This window comes from Micromonospora rubida (assembly GCF_009908295.1).
In the GTDB taxonomy this organism is placed as follows: Bacteria; Actinomycetota; Actinomycetes; order Mycobacteriales; family Micromonosporaceae; genus Micromonospora; species Micromonospora rubida.
The window spans coordinates 102,332-125,703 of sequence record NZ_JAAALO010000006.1 but is presented as its reverse complement, the minus strand read 5'-3'; the positions used below and the strand labels follow the sequence as shown (position 1 = coordinate 125,703).

19 protein-coding genes and 1 pseudogene are annotated in these 23,372 nt (G+C 72.4%); 11 read left to right on the top strand and 9 right to left on the bottom strand.

Annotation, left to right across the window (positions count from 1 at the left end; genetic code table 11):
• Positions 1–42 precede the first annotated feature (42 nt).
• The 5 genes from GVV04_RS22415 to polA all read left to right on the top strand — a co-directional run bounded on the left by GVV04_RS22415 (position 43) and on the right by polA (position 6,624).
• Positions 43–993, top strand: a complete 951-nt coding sequence (locus GVV04_RS22415; RefSeq protein ID WP_161690076.1) for a branched-chain amino acid ABC transporter permease — start codon at positions 43–45, stop codon at positions 991–993.
• Entirely contained in the window at positions 990–2,144 is a 1,155-nt protein-coding gene (locus tag GVV04_RS22410) for a branched-chain amino acid ABC transporter permease (RefSeq protein ID WP_161690075.1), read from the top strand. The genes GVV04_RS22415 and GVV04_RS22410 overlap by 4 nt, the downstream gene beginning before the upstream one ends.
• Positions 2,145–2,151: 7 nt before the next feature.
• Positions 2,152–3,057, top strand: a complete 906-nt coding sequence (locus tag GVV04_RS22405) for an ABC transporter ATP-binding protein (RefSeq protein ID WP_235966738.1) — start codon at positions 2,152–2,154, stop codon at positions 3,055–3,057.
• Entirely contained in the window at positions 3,047–3,757 is a 711-nt protein-coding gene (locus GVV04_RS22400) for an ABC transporter ATP-binding protein (RefSeq protein WP_161690074.1), read from the top strand. The genes GVV04_RS22405 and GVV04_RS22400 overlap by 11 nt, the downstream gene beginning before the upstream one ends.
• Positions 3,758–3,915: 158 nt before the next feature.
• Entirely contained in the window at positions 3,916–6,624 is a 2,709-nt protein-coding gene (polA, locus tag GVV04_RS22395) for a DNA polymerase I (protein ID WP_161690073.1), read from the top strand.
• Positions 6,625–6,743: 119 nt separating this feature from the next.
• Here polA and GVV04_RS22390 read toward each other — a convergent pair.
• From GVV04_RS22390 to GVV04_RS22375, 4 genes and pseudogenes are all read right to left on the bottom strand, one after another.
• Positions 6,744–7,088: pseudogene (locus tag GVV04_RS22390) on the bottom strand (DUF3140 domain-containing protein); the annotation flags it as partial.
• Positions 7,075–7,293, bottom strand: coding sequence for a hypervirulence associated TUDOR domain-containing protein (locus GVV04_RS22385; protein ID WP_161690071.1), 219 nt, complete (start codon positions 7,291–7,293; stop codon positions 7,075–7,077). The gene GVV04_RS22385 and the pseudogene GVV04_RS22390, both read right to left, overlap by 14 nt.
• Before the next feature lie 42 nt (positions 7,294–7,335).
• Positions 7,336–7,938 (bottom strand): Uma2 family endonuclease, encoded by a 603-nt coding sequence (locus GVV04_RS22380; RefSeq protein WP_328822517.1) that lies wholly within the window; start codon positions 7,936–7,938, stop codon positions 7,336–7,338.
• 57 nt (positions 7,939–7,995) lie between these two features.
• Positions 7,996–8,841, bottom strand: a complete 846-nt coding sequence (locus tag GVV04_RS22375; protein WP_161690070.1) for a class I SAM-dependent methyltransferase — start codon at positions 8,839–8,841, stop codon at positions 7,996–7,998.
• 389 nt (positions 8,842–9,230) lie between these two features.
• On the opposite strand from GVV04_RS22375, the gene rpsA reads away from it, so the two are divergent.
• Complete coding sequence (gene rpsA, locus GVV04_RS22370; protein ID WP_161690069.1) at positions 9,231–10,724, top strand: 30S ribosomal protein S1; 1,494 nt, start codon at positions 9,231–9,233, stop codon at positions 10,722–10,724.
• A gap of 168 nt (positions 10,725–10,892) precedes the next feature.
• A complete protein-coding gene (gene coaE / locus GVV04_RS22365) occupies positions 10,893–12,074 on the top strand; it encodes a dephospho-CoA kinase (RefSeq protein WP_161690068.1) in 1,182 nt (393 codons plus the stop codon).
• Between the two features lie 69 nt (positions 12,075–12,143).
• Here the strand turns inward: coaE and GVV04_RS22360 are convergent, their stop codons facing one another.
• Positions 12,144–13,619 carry a hypothetical protein gene (locus tag GVV04_RS22360; protein WP_161690067.1) on the bottom strand — a complete coding sequence of 492 codons (1,476 nt, stop codon included), beginning with the start codon at positions 13,617–13,619 and terminating at the stop codon, positions 12,144–12,146.
• A 458-nt stretch (positions 13,620–14,077) separates the two neighbouring features.
• Between GVV04_RS22360 and uvrB the strand changes: the two genes are divergently transcribed.
• Together uvrB and GVV04_RS22350 are read left to right on the top strand one after the other, a co-directional pair.
• On the top strand, positions 14,078–16,183 hold the full coding sequence (uvrB, locus tag GVV04_RS22355) for an excinuclease ABC subunit UvrB (protein WP_161690066.1): 2,106 nt from the start codon (positions 14,078–14,080) through the stop codon (positions 16,181–16,183).
• A 185-nt stretch (positions 16,184–16,368) separates the two neighbouring features.
• Complete coding sequence (locus tag GVV04_RS22350; RefSeq protein WP_161690065.1) at positions 16,369–17,328, top strand: helix-turn-helix domain-containing protein; 960 nt, start codon at positions 16,369–16,371, stop codon at positions 17,326–17,328.
• A 173-nt stretch (positions 17,329–17,501) separates the two neighbouring features.
• On the opposite strand, the gene GVV04_RS22345 is transcribed toward GVV04_RS22350, so the two are convergent.
• Positions 17,502–17,795 carry an antibiotic biosynthesis monooxygenase family protein gene (locus GVV04_RS22345; RefSeq protein ID WP_161690064.1) on the bottom strand — a complete coding sequence of 98 codons (294 nt, stop codon included), beginning with the start codon at positions 17,793–17,795 and terminating at the stop codon, positions 17,502–17,504.
• A 527-nt stretch (positions 17,796–18,322) separates the two neighbouring features.
• Between GVV04_RS22345 and GVV04_RS22340 the strand changes: the two genes are divergently transcribed.
• Entirely contained in the window at positions 18,323–19,321 is a 999-nt protein-coding gene (locus tag GVV04_RS22340) for a TerC family protein (protein WP_161690063.1), read from the top strand.
• Positions 19,322–19,383: 62 nt separating this feature from the next.
• Here the strand turns inward: GVV04_RS22340 and GVV04_RS22335 are convergent, their stop codons facing one another.
• Both GVV04_RS22335 and GVV04_RS22330 read right to left on the bottom strand, forming a co-directional pair.
• Positions 19,384–20,334, bottom strand: coding sequence for a C40 family peptidase (locus GVV04_RS22335; protein ID WP_201753942.1), 951 nt, complete (start codon positions 20,332–20,334; stop codon positions 19,384–19,386).
• A 33-nt stretch (positions 20,335–20,367) separates the two neighbouring features.
• Positions 20,368–21,465 carry a mandelate racemase/muconate lactonizing enzyme family protein gene (locus GVV04_RS22330; RefSeq protein WP_161690062.1) on the bottom strand — a complete coding sequence of 366 codons (1,098 nt, stop codon included), beginning with the start codon at positions 21,463–21,465 and terminating at the stop codon, positions 20,368–20,370.
• Positions 21,466–21,508: 43 nt separating this feature from the next.
• Here GVV04_RS22330 and GVV04_RS22325 point away from each other — a divergent pair, with 43 nt between their 5' ends.
• Positions 21,509–22,306: a tyrosine-protein phosphatase gene (locus GVV04_RS22325; protein WP_161690061.1), complete on the top strand. Its 798-nt coding sequence runs from the start codon at positions 21,509–21,511 to the stop codon at positions 22,304–22,306.
• 168 nt (positions 22,307–22,474) lie between these two features.
• Here GVV04_RS22325 and GVV04_RS22320 read toward each other — a convergent pair whose 3' ends face one another.
• Positions 22,475–23,347, bottom strand: coding sequence for a serine hydrolase (locus GVV04_RS22320; RefSeq protein WP_161690060.1), 873 nt, complete (start codon positions 23,345–23,347; stop codon positions 22,475–22,477).
• Positions 23,348–23,372: the final 25 nt, after the last annotated feature.

Sequence of the window (23,372 nt, the reverse complement as noted above, 5' to 3'; positions counted from 1 at the left end):
GCTCCCGGCCGCATCGTTTGGCCGCACAGTTGGAGCCCCCACTTGAACTTCGATGAGTTGCTCGGGAATTTCCCGGCCCTGACCATCACCGGGCTGGAACAGGGCGCGATCTACGCCCTCGTCGCCCTCGGCTACACCCTGGTCTACGGCGTTCTCCGCCTGATCAACTTTGCCCACTCCGAGGTCTTCATGGTCGGTACCTTCACCGCCTTCTGGACCTGGGAGGCCCTCGGCTACGACCAGAACTCCGCCGCGCCGGCCCTCGGCCCGCTGATCCTCGCGCTGGCGGCCGGCCTGATCGTGGCGGGGGTCGCCTCCGCGGCGACGGCGGTGACCGTGGAGCTGGTCGCCTACCGGCCGCTGCGGCGGCGCAACGCGCCGCCGCTGGCCTTCCTCATCACCGCGATCGGCGCTTCGTTCGTGCTCGCCGAGTCCTTCGGGATCGGCACCTCCCGGGCGCCGTTCGGCATGCCGACGCTGCTCCCCTCCGAGACGCTGTTCACCGTCTTCGGCGCGGCCGTCACCAACATCCAGCTGCTGATCCTCGGCGTGACGCTGGTGATGATGGTCGGCCTGGACCAGTTCGTGAACCGCAGCCGGCTCGGCCGCGGCATCCGGGCGGTGGCCCAGGACCCGGACACCGCCGCCCTGATGGGCGTCAACAAGAACCGGGTGATCCTGCTGGTGTTCGTGCTCGGCGGCCTGATGGCCGGCGTCGCGGCGCTGCTGTGGAACGTTCGCTACGAATTCACGAAGTTCAACGTGGGATTCCTGATCGGGCTGAAGGCGTTCGCGGCGGCGGTGCTCGGCGGCATCGGCAACCTGCGCGGCGCGCTGCTCGGCGGCCTGCTGCTCGGCGTGGTGGAGAACTACGCCGCCGGCCTGTTCGGCGGGGAGTGGAAGGACTTCACCGGCTTCGTGCTGCTGATCGTGCTGCTGATGTTCCGGCCCACCGGCCTGCTCGGCGAATCTCTCGGGAGGGCGCGCGCATGACCGCCACCGTGGACAAGGGTCGGCCCGCCGGCTTCAAGGCCCGCTGGGCCGCCATGCCCAAGCAGGTCCGCTGGGCCGCCCTAGCGGCGCTGATCGTCCTGCTCTACATCCTGCCCAACAAGTGGTTCTACGAGTACCTGGGCTTCCCGATCGGCAGCGAGTACTTCGCCCTCTACACCACCCGGTCGGACTTCGCGGGCGTGCTGTTCGACACCGCGGTCTTCGTCCTGCTGGCCGTGGGGCTCAACGTGGTGGTCGGCTTCGCCGGCCTGCTCGACCTGGGCTATTTCGGCTTCTACGCGCTCGGCGCGTACACGGTCGCGTTGCTGACCTCGCCGGAGAGCCGGCTGGGGACGGAGTGGCCGTGGCTGGCGGCGGTGCCGATCGCGGTCATGGTCGCGATGATCTCCGGCGTCATCCTCGGTGGCCCGACGCTGCGGCTGCGCGGCGACTATCTGGCCATCGTGACCCTCGGCTTCGCCGAGATGATCCGGCTCTACGCCGCCCGCAGCGAGGGTATCGCCCAGGGTCAGCGGGGCATCCCGGGAATCCCGCACCCGCCGGGCTCCGGATCGGACGGCAAGCCGCTGTTCGGGGTGGTGGACGCCCGGCCGTACTACTGGCTCCTGCTGACGTTGATCCTCCTGGTGATCGTGCTGGTCCGGAACCTGGCCAACAGCCGGGTCGGCCGGGCCTGGGTCGCCACCCGCGAGGACGAGGACGCCGCCGAGGTCATGGGCGTGCCGACGTTCAAGTACAAGCTCTGGGCGTTCGCGATCGGGGCGGCGGTGGCCGGCCTGACCGGTGCGGTCTTCGCCGGCAAGCAGACGTTCATCAACTCGGACCAGTTCGTGCTGGAGAGCTCCATCCTGGTGCTCGCGGCGGTCATCCTGGGCGGTGTCGGCAACATCAAGGGCGCCATCGTCGGCGGCGCGATCACCTGGTACCTGCCGGAGTGGCTGCGTGGCGTCGGCGAACTGCTGGGGGTGGAGTTCGACGCGGCGGAGTACCGGATCCTGATCTTCGGCCTGGTCGTCATCGTGATGATGATCTTCCGTCCGCAGGGTATCGTGCCCAACCGGCGGCGGGCGGCGGAGTTCGCCGACCGGCGCCAGGAGGCGGTTCCGCAGGAGAAGGTGTCCAGTGAGTGACCCGCAGATGAAGAGTGAGCGCGACGCCAGCAGCGACCGCGACGTCACCGCCGACGGCCGCAGCACGGTCGGCGTTCCGCCGGAGAAGGGCCCCGACGGGCCCACGGCCACCGCCCCGGCGGCGCGGGACACCGCGGGTCGGGAGCCGCTGCTGGAGGTCGACGACGTCACGCTGCGCTTCGGCGGCGTGGTTGCCCTCGACAAGGTCAACTTCACCCTCTACAAGGGGGAGATCCTCGGCCTGATCGGCCCGAACGGCGCCGGCAAGACGACCTGCTTCAACGCGATGACCGGCGTCTACCGGCCCACCGAGGGCGAGATCCGGTTCAAGGGGCAGCGCACCAACGGCAAGCGGCGGTCGTGGATCACCAAGGCCGGCATCGCCCGGACGTTCCAGAACATCCGGCTGTTCCCCGAGATGACGGCGCTGGAGAACGTGATGGTGGGCGCGGACGTCCACCACAAGACCAGCGTCATCTCGGCCATGCTGCGCCTGCCGCGGCACTGGCGGGAGGAGCGGGAGGGCCGGGAGAAGGCGTACGAGCTGCTGCGGTTCGTCGGCATCGAGCGGCGCGCGAACGACCTGTCCCGCAACCTGTCGTACGGCGAGCAGCGCCGGCTGGAGATCGCCCGGGCTCTCGCGACGGACCCCGCCCTGCTCTGCCTGGACGAGCCGGCCGCCGGCTTCACCCCGGCGGAGAAGGAGGAACTGCTCGGCCTGATCCGGTTGATCCGCGACCAGGGCACGACCGTGCTGTTGATCGAGCACGACATGCGGCTGGTGATGGGCGTGACCGACCGGATCGTCGTGTTGGAGTTCGGCAAGAAGATCGCCGAGGGGCTGCCGGCCGAGGTCCGGGACGACCCGAAGGTGATCGCCGCGTACCTGGGGGTGCCGACCGATGCTGCTTGAGATCAAGGACCTGACCCTGCTGTACGGGCGCATCCAGGCGCTGCACGGGATCAGCCTGGTGGTCAACGAGGGCGAGGTGGTCGCGCTCATCGGCGCCAACGGCGCGGGCAAGACCACCACCATGCGGGCGATCTCCGGGCTGCGCCCGGTGGCCCAGGGCTCGATCGTCTTCGACGGCACGGACGTCACCCGGATGCGGGCCGACCTGCGGGTGACCCGCGGGATCGGGCAGGCGCCCGAGGGCCGGGGCGTGTTCCCCGGCATGACGGTGATGGAGAACCTGGAGATGGGGGCGTACACCCGCCGGGACAAAGCGGAGATCGCCAAGGACATGGCGATGGTGCTGGACCTGTTCCCCCGGCTGGCGGAGCGGCGCAAGCAGGCCGGCGGCACCCTCTCCGGCGGTGAGCAGCAGATGCTCGCCGTGGGTCGGGCGCTGATGGCCCGGCCGCGGCTGCTGCTGCTCGACGAGCCGTCGATGGGCCTGGCGCCGAAGCTGATCCAGCAGATCTTCGAAATCATCACCCGGATCAACGAGCAGGGCACCACGATCCTGCTGGTGGAGCAGAACGCCCAGCAGGCGCTGTCCCGCGCCCACCGGGGGTACGTGCTGGAGACCGGCCGGATCGTCAAGGAGGGCACCGGCCAGGACCTGCTGCACGACCCGGCGGTCAAGGAGGCGTACCTCGGCGTGGCCTGAGGTCGTACCGTCGGCGGCCGGCCGTCCCCACCCGGGGGCGACCGGCCGCCGACGTCTGCGTCCCCGACGTCGGGGCGACCGGCCGCCGGGGCGATTCCCGCCTCCGCCGGCCGTGCCACCGAGCGGCGATGTCGGGCGTACGGACTAGAGTCGCCTGCGTGACAGCTACGACGCCGCGCCTGCTCCTCGTCGACGGACATTCCTTGGCATACCGGGCATTCTTCGCCCTGCCGGTGGAGAACTTCTCGACCACGACCGGGCAGCCGACAAACGCCGTCTACGGCTTCACCTCGATGCTGATCAACGTGCTGCGCGACGAGCAGCCGACCCACATCGTCGTTGCCTTCGACGTGTCCCGCCGCTCCTTCCGCACCGAGAAGTACGCGGAGTACAAGGCGGGCCGCAGCGAGACCCCGGCGGACTTCAAGGGCCAGGTCAGCCTGGTCAAGGAGGTGCTGGAGGCGCTCCAGATCCCGGTGGTGGAGATGGAGGGCTACGAGGCCGACGACGTCATCGCCACCCTCGCCTGCCAGGCCCGCGACCAGGGCATGACGGTGCTGATCTCCAGCGGCGACCGGGACGCCTTCCAGCTCATCGACGACAACATCACGGTGCTCTACCCGCGCAAGGGCGTCTCCGACCTGGCCCGGATGGACGCCGCCGCGATCGAGGCGAAGTACGGCGTCGGCCCGCAGCGCTACCGCGACCTGGCCGCCCTGGTCGGCGAGACCAGCGACAACCTGCCGGGTGTGCCCGGGGTGGGGCCGAAGACCGCCGCCAAGTGGATCAACCTGTACGGCGGGGTCGACGGGGTCATCGCGCGGGCCGACGAGATCAAGGGCAAGGCCGGCGACAGCCTGCGCGAGCGGCTCGCCGACGTGATCCGCAACTACGAGCTCAACCGGCTGGTCTCCGACCTGGAGCTGCCGGTCCGTCCCGAGGACGCCCGCTGGGCCGGCTGGGACCGGGAGGCGGTGCACCAGGTCTTCGACACCCTGGAGTTCCGCATTCTGCGCGACCGGCTCTACCAGTACCTGGAGGCCGTGGAGCCGGAGGCGGAGGCCGGGTTCGACCTGACCGGCGAGAAGCTGACCGAGCCCGGCGCGCTGGCCGGCTGGCTCGACGCGCACGCCCCGGCCGGCGTCCAGGTCGGCGTGGCGGTGAAGACGCCGACGAAGCCGACGACCCCCCGGGAGCGGTACGAGCCGCAGCTCGACGGCGTGGCCCTCGCGCTGGCTTCCGGCCCGGCGGCCTGGTTCGACCCGGCGGAGCTGGTCGAGGCCGACGAGCGGGCCCTGGCCGGCTGGCTGGCCGACCCGCAGCGGCCCAAGGTGGTGCACGACAGCAAGCACGCCCGGCTGGCGTTCGCCGCCCGCGGCTGGGCCCTGGCGGGCGTGGCCCGCGACACCGAGCTGGCCGCCTACCTGGCCCGCCCCGACCAGCGCTCCTACGACCTGACCGACCTGGCGCTGCGCTACCTGCACCGGGAGCTGCGGGTCGACGCCCCGGAGACCGGTCAGCTCACCCTCGACGGCCTCGGCGACGACGGCGAGGCCGAGCAGAACCTGATGCTCCAGGCCCGGGCCACCCTCGACCTGGCCGACGCGATCGACGCCGAGCTGTCCCGCGACGGCGAGCAGTCCGCCCGGCTGATGGCGGGGGTCGAGCTGCCGCTGTCGGAGGTGCTCGCCACGATCCAGCAGGTCGGCATCGCCGCAGACCTGGACTACCTCCAGGAGTTGGAGGCGCACTTCGCGGGCGAGGTCAAGGCCGCCGCCCAGGGCGCGTACGCCGCGGTGGGGCGGGAGTTCAACCTCGGCTCGCCGAAGCAGCTCCAGGAGTTGCTCTTCGGCGAGCTGGAGCTGCCCAAGACCAAGAAGATCAAGACCGGCTACACCACCGACGCCGACGCCCTCCAGTGGCTCTACGCGCAGAACCCCCTGCCGGTGCTGGAACACCTGCTGCGCCACCGGGACGTGGCCAAGCTCAAGTCGACCGTCGACGGCCTGCTCAAGTCGGTCTCCGACGACGGCCGCATCCACACCACGTTCAAGCAGACGGTGGCGGCCACCGGCCGGCTCTCCTCCACCGACCCCAACCTGCAGAACATCCCGATCCGCACCGAGGAGGGCCGGCGGATCCGCCGGGCCTTCGTGGTGGGGCAGGGGTACGACTGCCTGCTCACCGCCGACTACAGCCAGATCGAGATGCGGATCATGGCGCACCTGTCGTCGGACGAAGCGCTGATCGAGGCGTTCAACTCCGGTCGGGACTTCCACGCCGCCACCGCGTCGTCGGTGTTCGGGGTGCCGGTGGAGGCGGTCACGGCCGACCAGCGCCGCAAGATCAAGGCGATGAACTACGGCCTGGCGTACGGGCTGAGCGCGTTCGGCCTGTCCCAGCAGCTCGGGATCACCGCCGAGGAGGCGCGCGGGCTGATGGAGAACTACTTTGCCGGCTTCGGCGGGGTCCGTGACTACCTCAACGAGGTCGTCGCCCGAGCGCGGCACGACGGCTACACCTCCACCGTCCTGGGCCGCCGGCGATACCTTCCCGACCTGGTCAGCGACAACCGGCAGCGCCGGGAGATGGCCGAGCGGATGGCGTTGAACGCCCCGATCCAGGGCTCGGCGGCGGACATCATCAAGGTCGCCATGCTGCACGTCGACGCGGCGCTGCGCGCCGCCGAACTGCGGTCGCGGGTGCTGCTCCAGGTGCACGACGAGTTGGTCTTCGAGGTGGCCCCGGGCGAGCGGGAGTCCCTGGAGGCGCTGGTCCGCAAGGAGATGGGCGGGGCGTACCCGCTGTCGGTCCCGCTGGAGGTCTCCGTCGGCGAGGGCCGCGACTGGAACAGCGCCGACCACTGACGCTCCGCCCGGTCGCCGTGCCGCCCGGTCGCCGTGCCGGCCCGTTGCCGGGCTCCGGCCGCCCGCTCGACGACCAGGTCACCGGCCCGGCGACGCGCACCGGGGCCGCGGCCCGCTCACTTGAGCGGGTCGTGGCCCCAGTTCATCAGCGACCACCGCCACTTCGTGTCGCGCACGTTCCCGGACGGCCGCTGCGCCATATGCCGGCGGACGTAGCCGACGACCTTGCGCATGTGCTGGTGGTCGGCCTCGGAGAGCCCGGCCCGTCCGCGCCGCAGCAGATTGACGATCTTCCGGCCGGACTCGTGCCCGACCGACTCGCCGCCGCCCGCCCGGCCGCCCTTGTGCCAGCCGACCCGCTTCGACTCGTCGGTCTCCAGCCACGTCGACAGCTCGCCCGGCTTCATGTTCACCGCCTCGGCGAACTCCCGGTACGTGTCGCGTCCCCGCTCAGCCCTGCTCACGGCGCAGCACCTCCGGCCGGTGGGCGACGTCCCGTCCCGAGTCGTCGACGCGGATGCGGTACTGCGGCTCGTCCTGCGACGCGTTCACGGCGTGCCCGCGTACGTGTGTCCGTTCGGTCAGTTCCTCCCGCACCGTGCCGTGGGCCCGACCGCTGTGGCTGGCCCAGGAGACGTGGTCACCCCTGCGGAACTTCTTCTCGGCCATGAGGCTGGCTACCCGGGGCGCCCCCGGCCAAACGGGCGGCGGCTACGCGGCGAGCTCGGCGACCGGCAGCTTGATCTCGAACGGCTCGGCCAGCTCGATCAGCTCCGCGCTGTCGGCGACCAGCTCGTACTGCCGCTCACCGCTCAGACTGAGCTGGCCGCTGAGCCGGTACGCGTACACGTGCACCGGGTCCTGCTCGATGCGCCAGTAGAACGGGATGCCGGCGGCGGCGTACTCGCCCGGCTTGGCGAAGCGGTCGACCCGCCGGGTGCCGGGGGACACCACCTCCACCGCGAGGACGACGTCCTCCGCCAGGAGCAGGGAACGGTCGGGCCGCACCTCGGCGCGGCGCAGCAGCACGTCCGGCTGTCGGCTGGTGTTCGCGTTGAGCGCCACCCCGACGGCCTGCGTGGCGCGGAGGTGTTCGGGCGCGTGGGACCGCAGCCACAGCCAGAGCAGGCTGGCGGTGTCCTGATGGCCCAGGGTGGGGGAGGGTGTCACCTGGATGACTCCGTCGACGAGTTCGACGCGCGGGGCGTCGTCCGGCAGGTTGGGCAGGTCTTCCAGCGTGTAGTCGGCACGCTGCTGCCGGATCGGGTCCGGACACCAGGGGCCAGGTGGTGTCGCGATCGGCTCGGCGCTCACCCGGTCAGCGTAACCCCGGTCCTCGCCCGGGACGTCGCACCCGCTGTGCGACACCGCTCAGTCGGTGGGCTTCTCCGCGACGAAGATGGCGGTGCCGGGGAAGAGCCGGCCGCGCAGCGGGCTCCACTGCCCCCAGATCCCCTCGTGTCCCTCCGGCCACTCCGGCTCCACCAGGTCGACCAGCCGGAACCCGGCGTCGACCAGCTCACGGACCCGGTCGCCGAGGGTGCGGTGCTGCTCGACGTACGTGGCCGCGCCCGACTCGTCCTGCTCCACGTACGGGGAGCGGTCGAAGTACGAGTGCACGGCCGTCAGGCCGCCCTGGCCCGGGTCGTCGAGGAAGACCCAGCGCATCGGGTGGGTCACCGAGAACACCCACCGGCCGCCGGGCCGCAGCACCCGGAACACCTCGCGCATCACCGCCGCCGAGTCGGCCACGAACGGGATCGCCCCGAACGCCGTGCACGCGGTGTCGAACGCCGCGTCCGCGAAGGGCAACGCGAGCGCGTCGGCCTGCACCAGTGGCACCCGTACACCCGTGCGGTCGGCGGCCGCCGCGGCGTGCCGCAGCATGCCGATGGACAGGTCCAGCGCGACCGGTCTCGCCCCCGCCGTGGCCAGCCAGCGGGCGGCGGCCGCCGCCCCGGCGCCCACCTCCAGCACCCGCCGCCCGGCGACGTCGCCGAGCAGCCGGGCCTCGGCCTCCAGCAGCCCCTCGGGGCACCAGACGAACTCCACGTCGCCGAGGAACGCGCCGTGCTCGGCCTGGTAGTCGTCGGCGTCGCCGTCCCACCAGCCACGGTTCGCCCGGCGGCTCTCCGCGTCGGTGACCGGGCGCCGCAGCACGCCCGGCGGGTCGGCGTGGTCGGCGTGGGTCACGGCACCCGCCCGGTCGTCGGTCATCGCGGCAGTCTATGGGGCCACCCGGCCGGCTCCCCGGTTCCGCGCCGCCAGGGCGTCGCCCGGCGCGGTGCTTCGCGGCGCGGCGCCCCCCCCCGGATGGGGCAAAGCATCGCCGGTCGGGACGTAAGAGACGGCGCATCGCGAAAGCGGGCTGGATCACTTATCCCCGGGGCTTGCACGCTGTGGTAATGCACACGGTAGGCTGGATGATGCGCTCGCGGATCGTGTGCCTCGGCAGGGAGCAGGTGCGCGGTCGACGGAGCCACATCAGGATCTCATTCAGCGATCGTTCGGTGTGCCCGGCGACGGATCCGTTGGCGCGAACAGGTCACCGCGACACCAGCCTGCTGTGACAACCCAAAACCCATCCGACCGGAGCAACCGCCCACATGACGAGCAGCATCGAGGCCCCCTCGAGCGCCACCCGGGTCACCCACGACGATCTCGGTTCCGAGGAGGCTTTCCTCGCCGCGATCGACGAGACCATCAAGTACTTCAACGACGGCGACATTGTCGAAGGCACCGTCGTCAAGGTCGATCGGGACGAGGTCCTGCTCGACATCGGCTACAAGACCGAGGGTGTCATCCCCTCTCGTGAGTTGTCGATCAAGCACGACGTGGACCCGGCCGAGGTCGTTTCGGTCGGTGACCACATCGAGGCCCTGGTCCTCCAGAAGGAGGACAAGGAGGGTCGTCTGATCCTCTCCAAGAAGCGGGCGCAGTACGAGCGGGCCTGGGGCACGATCGAGAAGATCAAGGACGAGGACGGTGTCGTCCGCGGCTCGGTCATCGAGGTCGTCAAGGGTGGTCTCATCCTCGACATCGGGCTCCGCGGCTTCCTGCCCGCGTCCCTGGTCGAGATGCGGCGGGTGCGCGACCTGCAGCCGTACGTCGGCCGTGAGCTCGAAGCCAAGATCATCGAGCTGGACAAGAACCGCAACAACGTGGTCCTCTCCCGCCGGGCCTGGCTGGAGCAGACGCAGTCCGAGGTGCGCACCGAGTTCCTCAACAAGCTGCAGAAGGGCCAGGTCCGCAAGGGCGTCGTGTCCTCGATCGTCAACTTCGGCGCGTTCGTCGACCTTGGCGGCGTGGACGGCCTGGTGCACGTCTCCGAGCTGTCCTGGAAGCACATCGACCACCCGTCCGAGGTCGTCGAGGTGGGCCAGGAGGTCGAGGTCGAGGTCCTGGACGTCGACCTGGACCGCGAACGCGTCTCGCTGTCGCTGAAGGCGACCCAGGAAGACCCGTGGCGTCAGTTCGCCCGCACCCACGCGATCCAGCAGATCGTGCCGGGTAAGGTCACCAAGCTGGTCCCGTTCGGCGCCTTCGTCCGGGTGGACGACGGCATCGAGGGCCTGGTCCACATCTCCGAGCTGGCCGAGCGCCACGTGGAGATCCCGGAGCAGGTCGTCCAGGTCGGTTCCGAGGTCATGGTCAAGGTCATCGACATCGACCTGGAGCGCCGCCGGATCTCGCTGTCGCTCAAGCAGGCCAACGAGGGCTTCGTCGAGGGCGAGGAGCACTTCGACCCCACCCTCTACGGCATGGCCGCGACGTACGACACCGAGGGCAACTACATCTACCCGGACGGCTTCGACCCCGAGACGGGCGAGTGGCTCGAGGGGTACGACAAGCAGCGCGAGACCTGGGAGAACCAGTACGCCGAGGCTCGTACCCGCTGGGAGGCCCACACCAAGCAGGTGCAGACCTCCCGGGCGGCCGACGCCGAGGCCGCTGCCAACCCGGCTCCGGCCGTGTCCACTGGTGGCACCACCACCTCGACCAGTTCGGCCCCGAGCCGGCAGGCCGAGGAGCCGGCAGGCACCCTGGCCACCGACGAGGCGCTCGCCGCTCTGCGGGAGAAGCTCGCCGGCGGCAAGTGACCCGCTGACGACGACGGGCCCCGTCCCCGCGATCCGGTTTCACCGGGTCGCCGGGGGCGGGGCCCTCGCCGTGTCCCCGGCCGCGCGGGGTGCCGGTCCCGGCCGCGGCGTCGGGACCGACCGTCGGGCCGGTTTGGCTCGGGGCACGGGATCCGGTTGACTGGTCCGGTGTTGATGATGGGACTGACCGGCGGAATCGCGTCCGGCAAGAGTGCTGTCGCGGCGCGGCTGGCCGCGCTCGGCGCGGTGTTGATCGACTCCGACCGGATCGCCCGGGAGGTGGTCGCCCCGGGCAGCGAAGGGCTGGCGGAGATCGTCGCCGCCTTCTCCGACCGGGTGCTCGGCCCCGACGGCGCACTGGACCGGGCCGCGCTGGGCGCGGTCGTCTTCGCCGACGAGTCGGCCCGCCGCCGGCTGGAGGCGATCACGCATCCCCGGGTCCGGGCCCGGAGCGCCGAACTCGTCGCGGCGGCGGCCCCGGACGCGGTCGTCGTCAACGACGTGCCGCTGCTGGTCGAGGTCGGGCTCGCTCCGACGTACCATCTGGTCGTCGTCGTGCAGGCGGAGGTCTCGACCCGACTGGCCCGGCTCGCGCGCGACCGGGGCATGGACCGGGCCGACGCCGAGCGGCGGATCGCCGCACAGGCCGACGATGCCCGTCGCCGGGCGGCGGCCGACGTGGTGCTGCCCAACGATGGCACCCTCGACGAGTTGCACGCCGCGGTGGACCGGCTGTGGCGGGACCGGCTGCTGCCGTACGAGGCGAACGTGCGTGACCGGCGCGCGGTGCGCCCGGAGCGGGTGAGGCTGACCGGGCCCGACCCCACCTGGCCCCAGCAGTACGGCCGGCTGGCGGCCCGGATCCGGCACGCGATCGCCCCCGCCGACCTGCGGATCGACCACATCGGGTCGACCGCCGTGCCCGGCCTGGAGGCCAAGGACGTCATCGACGTCCAGCTCACGGTGCCGAGCCTGGCCGAGGCGGACGGTCCGCTGGCGGATCGCCTCGCAGCCGCAGGTTTTCCCCGGGTACCCGGGGAGTGGTGGGACGACCCCCGGCCGGCGGGCAGCGACCGGTGGGAGAAGCGTCTGCACGGCAGCGCCGACCCCGGCCGCCCGGTGAACCTGCACCTGCGGCCGGAGGGCTCGCCGGGCTGGCGCTACGCCCTGCTGATGCGGGACCACCTGCGCGCGGATCCGAACCAGCGGGCGGCGTACCTGGCGCTCAAGCGGGAACTGGCGGCCAGTGCGCCGGACAGCGTCACGTACACCACCGCCAAGGACCCGTGGTTCGACGAGGAGCACCACCGGGCCGAGGAGTGGGCGGCGCAGACCGGCTGGCGGCCCTGACCCGTCGTACCTGTCCCACACCGCGGGGCGGCTCGGCCGGTGCGGTGCGGCGGTGCGGCGGTGCGGGCGTCAGCGCCCCGGCCTGCCGGCGGACGGAACGGGCGACGGCAGCGCCGGCACCCGCCCCGGCACGAGGTCGAGCTGGGCGTACGTGCCGAGCCGGGTACGCAGCTCCAGCCGGCGGAGCAGGCCGGCCCGGTCGATCCAGTAGCGCAGCCGGCCGTGCCGGGCGTCCACCTCGATGACGTCGACGGTCCGGTCGGCGACGCGGTCCCCACGGATCCGGGTGGCTGGCCGGGGCGGCCCGGTCGCCGAGCCGACCCGCAGCGCGGCGGCCAGCAGCACGTCGACGTCGTCGGAGCCGGGCCCGTCCCGTCCCCAGGTGTGTCCGGTGCGCGGGGGTGGCAGTGGCGGCGCGGCGACCGCGCTCCCGGCGTCCGACGCCGACCAGACCCCGGTGGCGTCGTAGCGGCGCAGGGTCCGCCCGGAGGGTGCGTCGCGGGCGCCGACCGACAGGTACGCGGCCCGCTCGGTCCAGCTGATCCAGCCCGTGCCGCGCAGGGTGACGCCGGGGGCGACGGGTGCGGTGAGGGTCGCGGTCGCGCCACCCTCGGCGCGCATCCGGGCCGCCGCCTGCGCGAACCGCTCCTCCTCCGGGCCGGTGAGCGCTCGGGGCAGCCCCGCCCGGCCGCCCAGCGCCGCCACCGGCCACAGCACCGGCCGGTTGGCCCGTTGCAGGTCCACCGTCACCGGCACGCCGCCGGGCAGCCGTCCCTCCATCCGGTGCAACCGGGCGTCCCGATCGACCCACCAGCGCGCGGCCCCGTCGAGGAGCGCGGCGCCGGCGGGCCTGGCGGCTGCGGCCGGCAGGCTCACCGCCGGGCCGGGCCAGCCCGTGGGCCGGCCCGCGCTGGAGGGGGTGCCTGGGGTCGACGTGGCAGGCCGGCCGGCTTCCGGGGTGTCCTGCGGTCCTCGCCGGCCGGCGTCGTCGGGCAGCGGGGCCTGGAGGACGTCCACCGGCTGCCTGCCGGCCTCGGCGCGGGCCAGCCACCGGGCGGTGCCGGCAGGGATCGTCCCGGCCGGCTCGGTTCGGGGCGCGGCGAGCGCGAAGAGCAGGTCGAGGGTGGGGCGCAGGGGGCGGGCGGTGGACCCGTCGGCTACCCGCCACCCGTCGACCGGGGGCACCAGCGGCGGGGATGCCGGGGCCGGGACCGCCGTGGGGTCGGGCCGGGCCATCAGCAGCCCGGGGGTGGCCTGGACCAGGCCCCGGCTCGGCCCGGCCCCCGGACCGCCGACGTCCACGTAGGCCAGCGGCCGGGACCAGTCCACCCAGCCAACCACGTCGGTGCGGGCGGCGGCGGTGCCGATCGTGATCCGCAGGCCGGACCGGACGTCCCGGTGGTTGGTGACCCGGACGGCGGCGAGCCGTTCCGCCTCGGCGGGGGTCAGCGGCCGGGCCGGCTCCGCAGCTGGCGGCGCCCAGGTCAGCAGACCGGCGGCCAGACCGGCGGCGGAGGCGACCGCGATCACCCCGAGGGCGACCACGGTGGTACGCCGACGCCGGCCGTCGCGCCGGTCGGGCCTGGCTGGGGCGTCCGGTCCGCGGGGCCTCCGGTCGCTTGCGCCGTCGGTCGCCGAAGGGCGAGGGGCCCGGTCGGGTCGGGGCGTCGGGTCGGGGGAGTTGTCCACGGCAGGATGAACTTCGCGCGCGTGGGACAGGTGACGCACGAATCGCCCCCTTTGTGGGGGCGCTCGCGGCGGCCGGTCTGCGCGTCGCGCGACCACCTCGGGTGCGCACGCCGGTGTTGCCCGGGTGCTGCGACCCCTGTGCCGGGGGCGTGCCGGCCGTGAGGCCAGGCCGCCGGCCCGGACGGCCGCCGCGAGCGGCCTACGGCCCATACCCTAGCGCGGTGAGATGTGCCACACAATGCGAATATTGAAGCCAGTCACTGACTGACGGTGGTCGCCGCGTTGTGTCGGACCTCCGGCGTACCGTTGGGGTCATGGCGCTCGACATTCCCCGGCTAGACGGCCGCTTCCAGGTGGTCAGCGATTTCCAGCCGGCCGGTGACCAGCCGGCAGCCATCGACGATCTGGAACGTCGGGTGCGGCGCGGCGATCGCAACACGGTCCTGCTCGGTGCCACCGGCACGGGAAAGAGCGCCACGACGGCCTGGCTCGTCGAGCGGCTGCAGCGCCCCACCCTGGTGCTCGCCCCCAACAAGACGCTCTGCGCCCAGTTGGCGAAGGAGTTCGGCGAGCTGCTGCCGAACAACGCGGTGGAATACTTCGTCTCCTACTACGACTACTACCAGCCCGAGGCCTACATCCCGCAGACCGACACCTACATCGAGAAGGACTCCTCGATCAACGAGGAGGTCGAGCGGTTGCGGCACTCGACGACCATGTCGCTGCTCACCCGCCGCGACGTGGTCGTGGTGGCCACGGTCTCGGCGATCTACGGCCTGGGCACCCCGGAGGAATACCTCGACCGGGCCGTCCGGGTCGCCGTCGGGCAGGAGCTCGACCGCGACCAACTGCTGCGCCGCCTCGTCGACATCCAGTACACCCGCAACGACATGTCCTTCCAGCGGGGCACGTTCCGGGTGCGCGGCGACACGCTGGAGATCATCCCGGCGTACGAGGACCTGGCCGTCCGGATCGAGCTGTTCGGCGACGAGGTGGAGAAGCTCTACTACCTCAACCCGCTGACCGGTGACGTGGTCCGCGAGGTCGACGGTCTGATGATCTTCCCGGCCACGCACTACACCGCCGGGCCGGAGCGGATGGAGCGGGCCACCCGCGACATCGAGTCAGAGCTGGCCGAGCGGCTCGCGGAGCTGGAGCGGCAGGGCAAGCTGTTGGAGGCGCAGCGCCTGCGAATGCGCACCACCTACGACCTGGAGATGATGCGTCAGGTCGGCTTCTGCTCCGGCATCGAGAACTACTCCATGCACATCGACGGCCGGCAGCCCGGCAGCCCGCCGCACTGCCTGCTCGACTACTTCCCGGACGACTTCCTCACCGTCGTCGACGAGTCGCACGTGACGATCCCCCAGATCGGCGGCATGTACGAGGGCGACGCCTCCCGCAAGCGGATGCTCATCGACCACGGCTTCCGGCTGCCCAGCGCCGGCGACAACCGGCCGTTGCGCTTCGACGAGTTCCTGGAGCGGGTCGGCCAGATGGTCTTCCTCTCCGCCACACCCGGCCCGTGGGAGCTGGAGCGGGCCCAGGGCGAGTTCGTCGAGCAGGTGATCCGACCGACCGGCCTGATCGACCCCGAGGTGGTGGTGAAGCCCACCCGGGGGCAGATCGACGACCTCATGCACGAGATCAAGCTGCGCACCGAGCGGGACGAGCGGATCCTGGTCACCACGCTGACCAAGAAGATGGCCGAGGACCTGTCCGACTACCTGTTGGAGAACGGCATCCGGGTGCGTTACCTGCACTCCGAGGTGGACACCCTGCGCCGGGTGGAGCTGCTGAGCGAGCTGCGCAAGGGCGACTACGACGTGCTGGTCGGCATCAATCTGCTCCGCGAGGGCCTCGACCTGCCCGAGGTGTCCCTCGTGGCGATCCTCGACGCCGACAAGGAGGGCTTCCTGCGCAGCGCCCGGTCGTTGATCCAGACCATCGGCCGGGCCGCCCGGAACGTCTCCGGCCAGGTGCACATGTACGCGGACAAGATCACCCCGTCGATGGCGATGGCGATCGAGGAGACCAACCGGCGCCGGGACAAGCAGATTGCCCACAACGAGGCACACGGCATCAGCCCCGAGCCGCTGCGTAAGAAGATCCACGACATCCTCGACGACATCTACCGGGAGGCGGAGGACACCGAGTCCCGGATCGGCGGGGCGGCGCGGCAGCTGTCCCGGGGCAAGGCGCCGGTCAAGGAGACCCGCAGCCGCAGCCGGATCGGCGCGGCGGGCCCGTCCCGCGAGGGGATGGCCCGGGCCGACCTGGCCCAGCTCATCCAGGAGCTCAACGACCAGATGCTGGCCGCCGCCCGGGAGCTGCAGTTCGAGCTGGCCGCCCGCATCCGCGACGAGGTCTCCGAGCTCAAGAAGGAGTTGCGGGGGATGGACGCGGCCGGCGTGAAGTGACCGGGGAACGGCCCCCGGGCCAGGCTCACGGTGGCCGACCCGGCGTGTCCCGCGCTCCCTACCATCCCTGACGCGCCCACAGGGTGCGGGTGGCGGCGACGGTGCCACCCGCACCCGTTGCGGACGGCGAGCAAGGTATTGCAGCGTGTGATCGATCTGCGTACTCTCCGTCCTGGGAGGCGGGGATGCCGTTGCCAACGAGTCCGGTGATTCGACGCGCGCGACTTGGTGCCGAGCTGCGCCAGCTACGCAGGCGGGAGGAGTTCACCCTTGAGCAGGTCTGCGAGCGGCTGGGCTGGGCGTCGACCTCCAAGCTGTCCCGCATCGAGCTGGGCCAGAGCCGACCCGATCTCGCCGACGTGCTCGACCTGCTCGACGTCTACCGAGTCGACGCCGAGGACCGCGACGCGCTGATCGTCATCGCCCGGGACGCGGCCACCGGTCGCGGCTGGTGGAAGACCCTCGGCGGGATGGGCGAGCGTCAGCGCGCGTACGCCGAGCTGGAGGCCGGGGCGGCGACCGTGGTGGAGTACCAGCCTGCCGTCGTGCCGGGCCTGTTGCAGACCCCGGCGTACGCCCGGCTGCGTCTCGGGGTCGCCCGGCTGCTGCACCCCGACATCGACGTGGAGGCCGACGTGCGGGCCCGGCTGGTCCGGCAGGAGGTGCTGCACCGGGCCGAGCCGCCGCACTACACGGCGCTGCTGGAGTTCACCGCCTGCGGCCCGGGTGGGTTGCCGGAAGGGGTCTGGCGCGAGCAACTCCGCCACCTGGCCCTACTGTCCCGCAAGCCGAACGTGATGATCAGGGTGGTGCCGTCCGGCGTCACGACCGGTGGTGTCCACCCGTTGACCCCGTTCGCCCGGTACTCCTTCCCCGACCCGGCCGATCCCCGCACCGTGATGATCGAGGCGTTGACCACCGATGTCCGGCTGGTCTCCGCCGCCGACCTCGCCTGGTACGACACGGTGGTCGACCGGATGCTCGACGCCGCACTCCCGGCCGCCGAGACGACGGCGCTGCTGGGCCGGCTGGCCGACGATCCGGCGCTGCCGTCGCCGACCGGTCCGGGCGGCCACCCGTTGGCCTTCCGGATGCTGCCGGGGGAGGTAGCGTCGGTGCCCCGGCCCCGCCCGCCGCAGGACTGAGCCCGGACTGTCGCCGCGCCGCCACCGGGCCCGGCGGCCCCGAGCCCGTCGGCACCGGTGGCCGGCGCGTCAGACGCACGGTAGGCGGGGGGTACGACATCGGCGGCCGACCGCTGCGGCGGGACGTACCGGGCCGGCGTGTCCGGCGGGCGTAGCCGCGGTGCCGGGGCAGCTCAGGCAGGTACGTCGACGAAGTGCTCGACCAGCGGAGGCCCGGCGAAGTGGGGGCCGATCAGCTCCCGCCACCGGATGAACCGCTCGGTGCCCCGGAAGTTCGCCTCGTGCGCCTCGACGGAGTCCCACTCGACCAGCAGCACGAATCGCGACGGCGACTCGACACCGCGGGTCATCCGCACCGAGCGGCAGCCGGGCGTCGTCGCGAGGATCTCGTGACCCTGCGCGTACGCGGCGGCGAACGTGTCCTCGTGTCCGGGGACCACATCGATGAGCGCGACCTCAAGCACCATGCCCCTGAGCCTGCCATGTCCCCGACCGGGACGAACCACGTGGGGCCCTGTCCCGCCCCCCGCCCCGCACGATCGTGCTAATACACGGAAAGAGTGGCCTCGCGGCGGTTCGAGGCCACTCTTTCCGTGTATTAGCGGCGAGCTTGTCGGTCAGCCCGGCCCTGACGGGCTGCTGCCGACCGGGGGCGTCCCGGTTTCGGGGTGGCCTCCTAGGAAGCTCTGCGGGTGGAGACTTCTGTCACGCCGGCCGTGGTGGGACCGTCGATGTGCGGGCCCGGAGATGCGGCCGGAGGCCCCGATGGTGAAGAATGGCGGCGAAGGAGGGGAGTATTCCCCCGTGACGGAGTCGTCAGCACGGTCGACCATCGCCCCCGATGGCCCGACCCGGCTCCGTCGGTCACCGGTCCACGTGTGGGCCGGTGGCGGAAGAGACCTCCGACAGTCACCAGTGTCCGCGTTGCCGCAACCTGCCCGCCCACACGCGGCGTACGGTGTGCCCGACGCCGCGTGTCTGCCGGAGGATTGGATTGAACGTGTCCGGATTGGTGTGGGCGGGAACCCTCGTCGCACTGACAGCGGTTCTGGTCGTCGACCTGCTGATCATCGGTCGTCGGCCGCACGAGCCGAGCGTCCGCGAGTCGAGTCTCTGGGTCGGCTTCTACGTCGGGCTGGCCCTGCTCTTCGGCGCGGGGCTCTGGCTAACCGCAGGCGCCGGCGTGGCCGGCGAGTTCTACACCGGCTGGCTCACCGAGTACAGCCTCTCGGTGGACAACCTCTTCGTCTTCGTGATCATCATGGCCCGCTTCGGGGTGCCTCGGCCGTACCAGCAGAAGGTGCTGCTCATCGGCATCGTGCTGGCGCTGGTCATGCGCGGCGGGTTCATCGCCGCCGGTGCGGCGCTGATCTCGCAGTTCTCCTGGGTCTTCTACCTGTTCGGCGCGTTCCTCATCTACACGGCGATCAACTTCTTCCGGCAGGGTGAGCCGAACGAGGACGACTTCTCCGAGAACCTGCTGATCCGGTGGAGCCGGCGGGCGCTGCCGATCTCCCGGGACTACGACGGCGCGAAGTTGACCACGCACGAGGGTGGCCGCCGGCTGTTCACCCCGATGCTGGTCGTCATGATCGCGATCGGCACCACCGACCTGATCTTCGCGCTGGACTCCATCCCGGCGATCTTCGGCATCACCCAGGAGCCGTACCTGGTCTTCACCGCGAACGTGTTCGCGCTGATGGGGCTGCGTCAGCTCTACTTCCTGCTGGGCGGGCTGCTGGACCGGTTGATCTACCTGAGCGTCGGGTTGTCCGTGGTGCTCAGCTTCATCGGCGTGAAGCTGGTCCTGGAGGCGTTGGCCGACAACCACCTGCCGTTCGTCAACGGTGGGGAGCCGGTGGGCTGGGCCCCGCACATCCCGATCTGGCTCTCCCTTCTGGTCATTCTCGGCACCCTGCTGGTGGCGACCGTGGCCAGCCTGATCAAGTCGGCCCGGGACCGGCGGCGAGAGCTGACCGCCGCCCGGGGCTGACGACCCACCCGACGCCAACGAGGGGCGCTCCCGCTGTGGGAGCGCCCCTCGTTGGCGACGGGTCAGACCCGGTGTACGCCGACCAGGGTGGCGGTCCGGCTGGCCGGCATCGCCTCCTCGACCACGCCCCGCTGCTGGTAGCAGGCGTGCAGGAGGCGCCGGTTCGCCGCGGCGTCCGGCTCGGCGCTGACGAAGCCGATGTGGTGGATCCGTCGGCCGGGCTTGGCGAAGAAGTACAGGTCACCGGGGCGCTCGGTGCCCAGCGGCAGCGGGGTGGTCGCCTCGGCCTGATCGGCGGCGTCGCGGGGCAGCGCCACGCCGAACCGCCGCCAGGCCAGGTGCACCAGGCCGGAGCAGTCGATCCCGTACGTCGACAACCCGCCCCAGACGTAGACCACGTCGCGCAGCCGGGCGGCGACGGCCAGCACGTCCCGGGCGGGCGGCGGCTCGGTGGGCAGGGGCACGAGGTCGCCGTCGGGCAGCCAGAGCGGCCGGTCGTGCCCGGGGGCGTGCACGGGGCGCCAGCCGTCGGCCGGCGGGCCCGCCGGGACCAACCGGGTGCCGAGGACGACGCCGGCGACGACCGGTTCCCCGTCCGGGGCGGCACGCAGTGCGGTGGCGGTCGCGTCGACGACCCAGGGGGCGTCCGATCCCTGCGGGTCGTCGGATGCGAGGGGAGCGAGTTGGGCGGCCGGCAGCCAGCCCGGGTAGCCGCGCGGGTCGTGGGTCGCCGACGGCTGCTCGACGGCCACCACGTGCGCCCAGCCGTCGGGGCCCAGCGCGGTGACCAGCACCCGTTCCCCGAACAGCAACTGGCTTAGGACGCAGTCACCCACCTGCTGCTCGGCGTCCATGCCGGAGATCCAGGCGGCGACGTCTGCTTGCGGGTCGAGGGCGGGACGGTCGACGGGGCGTACTTTCTCGGGGCTGGTCCACAGGGTCGCGACCGCGACTCGGACGACGGCCTCACGGCCCGGTTGCAGTTCCACGTCCACTCCCAGCTCCGGTGTCATCTGCCGTGACCATATGAAAGAAAGCGCCGAGCATCAACCGGGCAGCTGCATATTTGCTACCGACACGGAGGTGATGCCGAGGCCGGGGGCGTCCGGCAGCAGCACCGTCGCCCCGTCGTACCGGATGCCGCCCCGCACCGGCGACGAGGCCAGCCACCAGGCGGCGTCGAGGTCGGAGACAGCGGTGGTCCGGTACGCGGCGACCAGGCTGGCCGCGGCCCCCACGCCGACCTGGCTCTCCATCATCGAGCCGACGATGGTGCCGACGCCGTGCGCGGCGGCCAAGTCGAGCAGGGTCCGGGCGGCGTGCAGGCCGCCACACTTGGCGAGCTTGACGTTGACCATGTCGGCTGCCCGCCGCCGGATGACCTCGACCAGGTCGCGCACGCCGAACACCGACTCGTCGGCCAGGATCGGCACGCCGACCCGGTCGCTGACCCAGGCCAGCCCGTCGAGGTCCCAGCGGGCCACCGGCTGCTCCACCAGCTCCACGTCCAGCCCCGCGTCCTCGATGCCGCAGATCACCCGGACCGCCTCGCGGGGCGTCCAGCCCTGGTTGGCGTCCAGCCGGATCTGCACGTCCGGGCCGACGGCGGCGCGGACCGCGCGGACCCGTTCCAGGTCGCCCGCCGCGTCGGTGCCCACCTTCAGTTTCAGCACGGCGAACCCGTCGGCCCGCCGCTGCCGCGCGGCAGCGGCCAGGTCGGTGGCGTCGCCGGCGGCCAGGGTGACGTCCGTCGGCACCCGCAGGGCCGTGCCGCCGAGCAACCGCACCAGGGGTACGCCGAGCCGGCGCGCGGCCAGGTCGTGCAGCGCGGTGTCCACCGCGGCCTTGGCGGCCTCGTTGCCGGCCACCGCCCGCTGCACCTCGGCGCAGCGGGCCACCAGGTCGTCGGCGTCCCGCCCGACCAGGCCCGGTGCGAGCATCTCCCGGACGCACGCCTCGGCGCCGGCCAGCGACGCCCCGGTCACCTGCCACACCTGCGGCGCCTCGCCGAACCCGGACCGCCCGTCGTCGTCGACCAGCTCCACGATCAGGGTGTCCACCGTGGTGGTGCGGCGCAGCGCCGTCACGAACGGGGTGTGCAGGGGCGCGGAGAGCCGGTGGGTGCGTACCGCGGTGATCGTCATGTGCGGCACCCTATAGGCAGTGCACGACGACAGGGGAGGCCGGATGACGGGGCAGGACTGGGAGTTGGTTGGCGCGCCGAACGCGCGTGACCTCGGCGGCATGGTGGGCGAGGACGGGCGGCGGGTGCGGACGGGCCGGTTGATCCGGACGCCGGCGCTGGGCCGGTTGACCGACGACGACCTGTCGGCGCTGGGGAGGATCGCCCCGGCCTGCGTGGTGGACCTGCGCGACGACTCGGAGATCGCGGCGGCCCCGCCGAACCGGCTGGCCGGCGAGCCCCGGGTGGTGCGGCTGCCGGTGTACGACGAGGCCCACCCGGTCTTCACGGCGGTGTCGGAGGTGCTGCTCGGGCACGACCTGGGCGCGGAGGCGAAGCTGGCCATGCAGGGCAGCCCGGCGGCGATGGCGGGGATCTACCGGTGGTTCGTCACGGGGGAGGCGGCCCGGGCGGGCTTCGGCGAGGCGGCCCGGCTGGCCGCCGACGCGGGGAACCTGCCGCTGCTGTTCCACTGCTCGGCCGGCAAGGACCGTACGGGCTGGCTGTCGGTGGTCCTGCTCACCGCGCTGGGGGTGGACGAGGCGGCGATCCGGGCGGACTACCTGCGGACCAACGCGCAGACGGAGAGCCTCAAGGAGGTCATCCTCGCCGCGATGCGGGCCCGGCAGCCGGAGCTGGCGGAGGCGGCGATCCGGCCGCTGATGGAGGTGCGCGGTGAGTACCTGGACGCCGCGTACGACGAGGTCCGGCGGGCGCACGGCTCGTTCGACCGGTACCTGCGCGACGGGTTGGGGCTGACCGACGCGCACCTGGCGGCGCTGCGGGACAACCTGCTGGACTGAGGCCGGCTCCGGCGCGGCGACGGATCGGAACGCCATCCCGCGGGCCTGCTGCGGGCGTGCCGTCGTCGGCCGGGGGCGGGGTGGGCGCGGCCGTGGGACGCCGCGCTGCCCCACGGCCGGCACCGCGCTGGTGCCGGCCGTGCCGTGCCGGCGTCCGCCGGGGTGGGACTAGCCGGCGGGGCGCAGGTCGTGGCGGGCGGCCCAGGCCCGGGCGGAGATGTCGGCGAGGACCAGGCAGGCGTCGTCGGAGGTCTCGTTGCCGGTGGGGCCCCCGTTGGCGAGGTCGGTGGTGGTGCAGACGACCAGCACGTACGGCGGGGCGTCGGGCGGGTAGATGACTCCGGCGCTGTGCCGTACGCCGGGTATCCAGCCGTTCTTGTGGGCGATGCGGACCCCCTCGGGCAACCCGGCGGCGAGGTCCTCGCGCAACTCCTGGGCGAACAGGACGTCGAGCATGGTGGCGCAGCCGGCGGGGGAGGCGAGCGGCCCGGGCCGGACCGCCCCGACGGCCAGCCCGCCGAGCAGGGCCGCCAGGTCGGTGGCGGTGACCAGGTTGGTGATTCCGGCCTCCCGGGCGGCGAAGTCCTCGATGCCGCGCCCGGTGACGCTGTGCCGGGCGCCGGCGAGCGCCCAGGCGTCGGCCACGGCGGGCAGCCCGACGTGGCCGATGCAGATGTTGGTGGCCAGGTTGCTGGAGCGCACGATCATCCGCTCGGCGAGCCAGCGCAGGGACGCGCTGTGGCCCTCCCGCTCCCAGACGGCCCCGTCGCTGTCGTCGTGCCGGTCGCAGGAGAAGCGGGGCGTGCCGGGCTGGGCGGAGTCGAACTCGTTGCGCACGTCGACGAGGGCGGCCAGGTCGAGGGTGCCGGCCTCGGCGGCCCGGTGCAGGGCCAGCAGCACGGCCACTTTCATGGTGCTGGCCGCGTAGTGGGTGGCGTCGGGATGGCGGGTCCAGGTGGGGGCGGCGTCGAGCCGGCCCAGGTACGCCGACATGGTGCCCGGCAGCGTGTCCAGATGCGCGTCGAGGTCGTCCCAGATCATGCCGGTGACCGTAGCGGATCCGGAT

Bases quoted from the DNA above. Each gene is read 5' to 3' on its own strand.
- GVV04_RS22410 (WP_161690075.1), top strand. From the start codon at position 990: ATGACCGCCACCGTGGACAAGGGTCGGCCCGCCGGCTTCAAGGCCCGC.
- GVV04_RS22405 (WP_235966738.1), top strand. From the start codon at position 2,152: ATGAAGAGTGAGCGCGACGCCAGCAGCGACCGCGACGTCACCGCCGAC.
- GVV04_RS22400 (WP_161690074.1), top strand. From the start codon at position 3,047: ATGCTGCTTGAGATCAAGGACCTGACCCTGCTGTACGGGCGCATCCAG.
- GVV04_RS22385 (WP_161690071.1), bottom strand. From the start codon at position 7,293: ATGGCCGAGAAGAAGTTCCGCAGGGGTGACCACGTCTCCTGGGCCAGC.
- GVV04_RS22375 (WP_161690070.1), bottom strand. From the start codon at position 8,841: ATGACCGACGACCGGGCGGGTGCCGTGACCCACGCCGACCACGCCGAC.
- rpsA (WP_161690069.1), top strand. From the start codon at position 9,231: ATGACGAGCAGCATCGAGGCCCCCTCGAGCGCCACCCGGGTCACCCAC.
- uvrB (WP_161690066.1), top strand. From the start codon at position 14,078: ATGGCGCTCGACATTCCCCGGCTAGACGGCCGCTTCCAGGTGGTCAGC.
- GVV04_RS22350 (WP_161690065.1), top strand. From the start codon at position 16,369: ATGCCGTTGCCAACGAGTCCGGTGATTCGACGCGCGCGACTTGGTGCC.
- GVV04_RS22345 (WP_161690064.1), bottom strand. From the start codon at position 17,795: ATGGTGCTTGAGGTCGCGCTCATCGATGTGGTCCCCGGACACGAGGAC.
- GVV04_RS22335 (WP_201753942.1), bottom strand. From the start codon at position 20,334: ATGACACCGGAGCTGGGAGTGGACGTGGAACTGCAACCGGGCCGTGAG.
- GVV04_RS22330 (WP_161690062.1), bottom strand. From the start codon at position 21,465: ATGACGATCACCGCGGTACGCACCCACCGGCTCTCCGCGCCCCTGCAC.
- GVV04_RS22325 (WP_161690061.1), top strand. From the start codon at position 21,509: ATGACGGGGCAGGACTGGGAGTTGGTTGGCGCGCCGAACGCGCGTGAC.
- GVV04_RS22320 (WP_161690060.1), bottom strand. From the start codon at position 23,347: ATGATCTGGGACGACCTCGACGCGCATCTGGACACGCTGCCGGGCACC.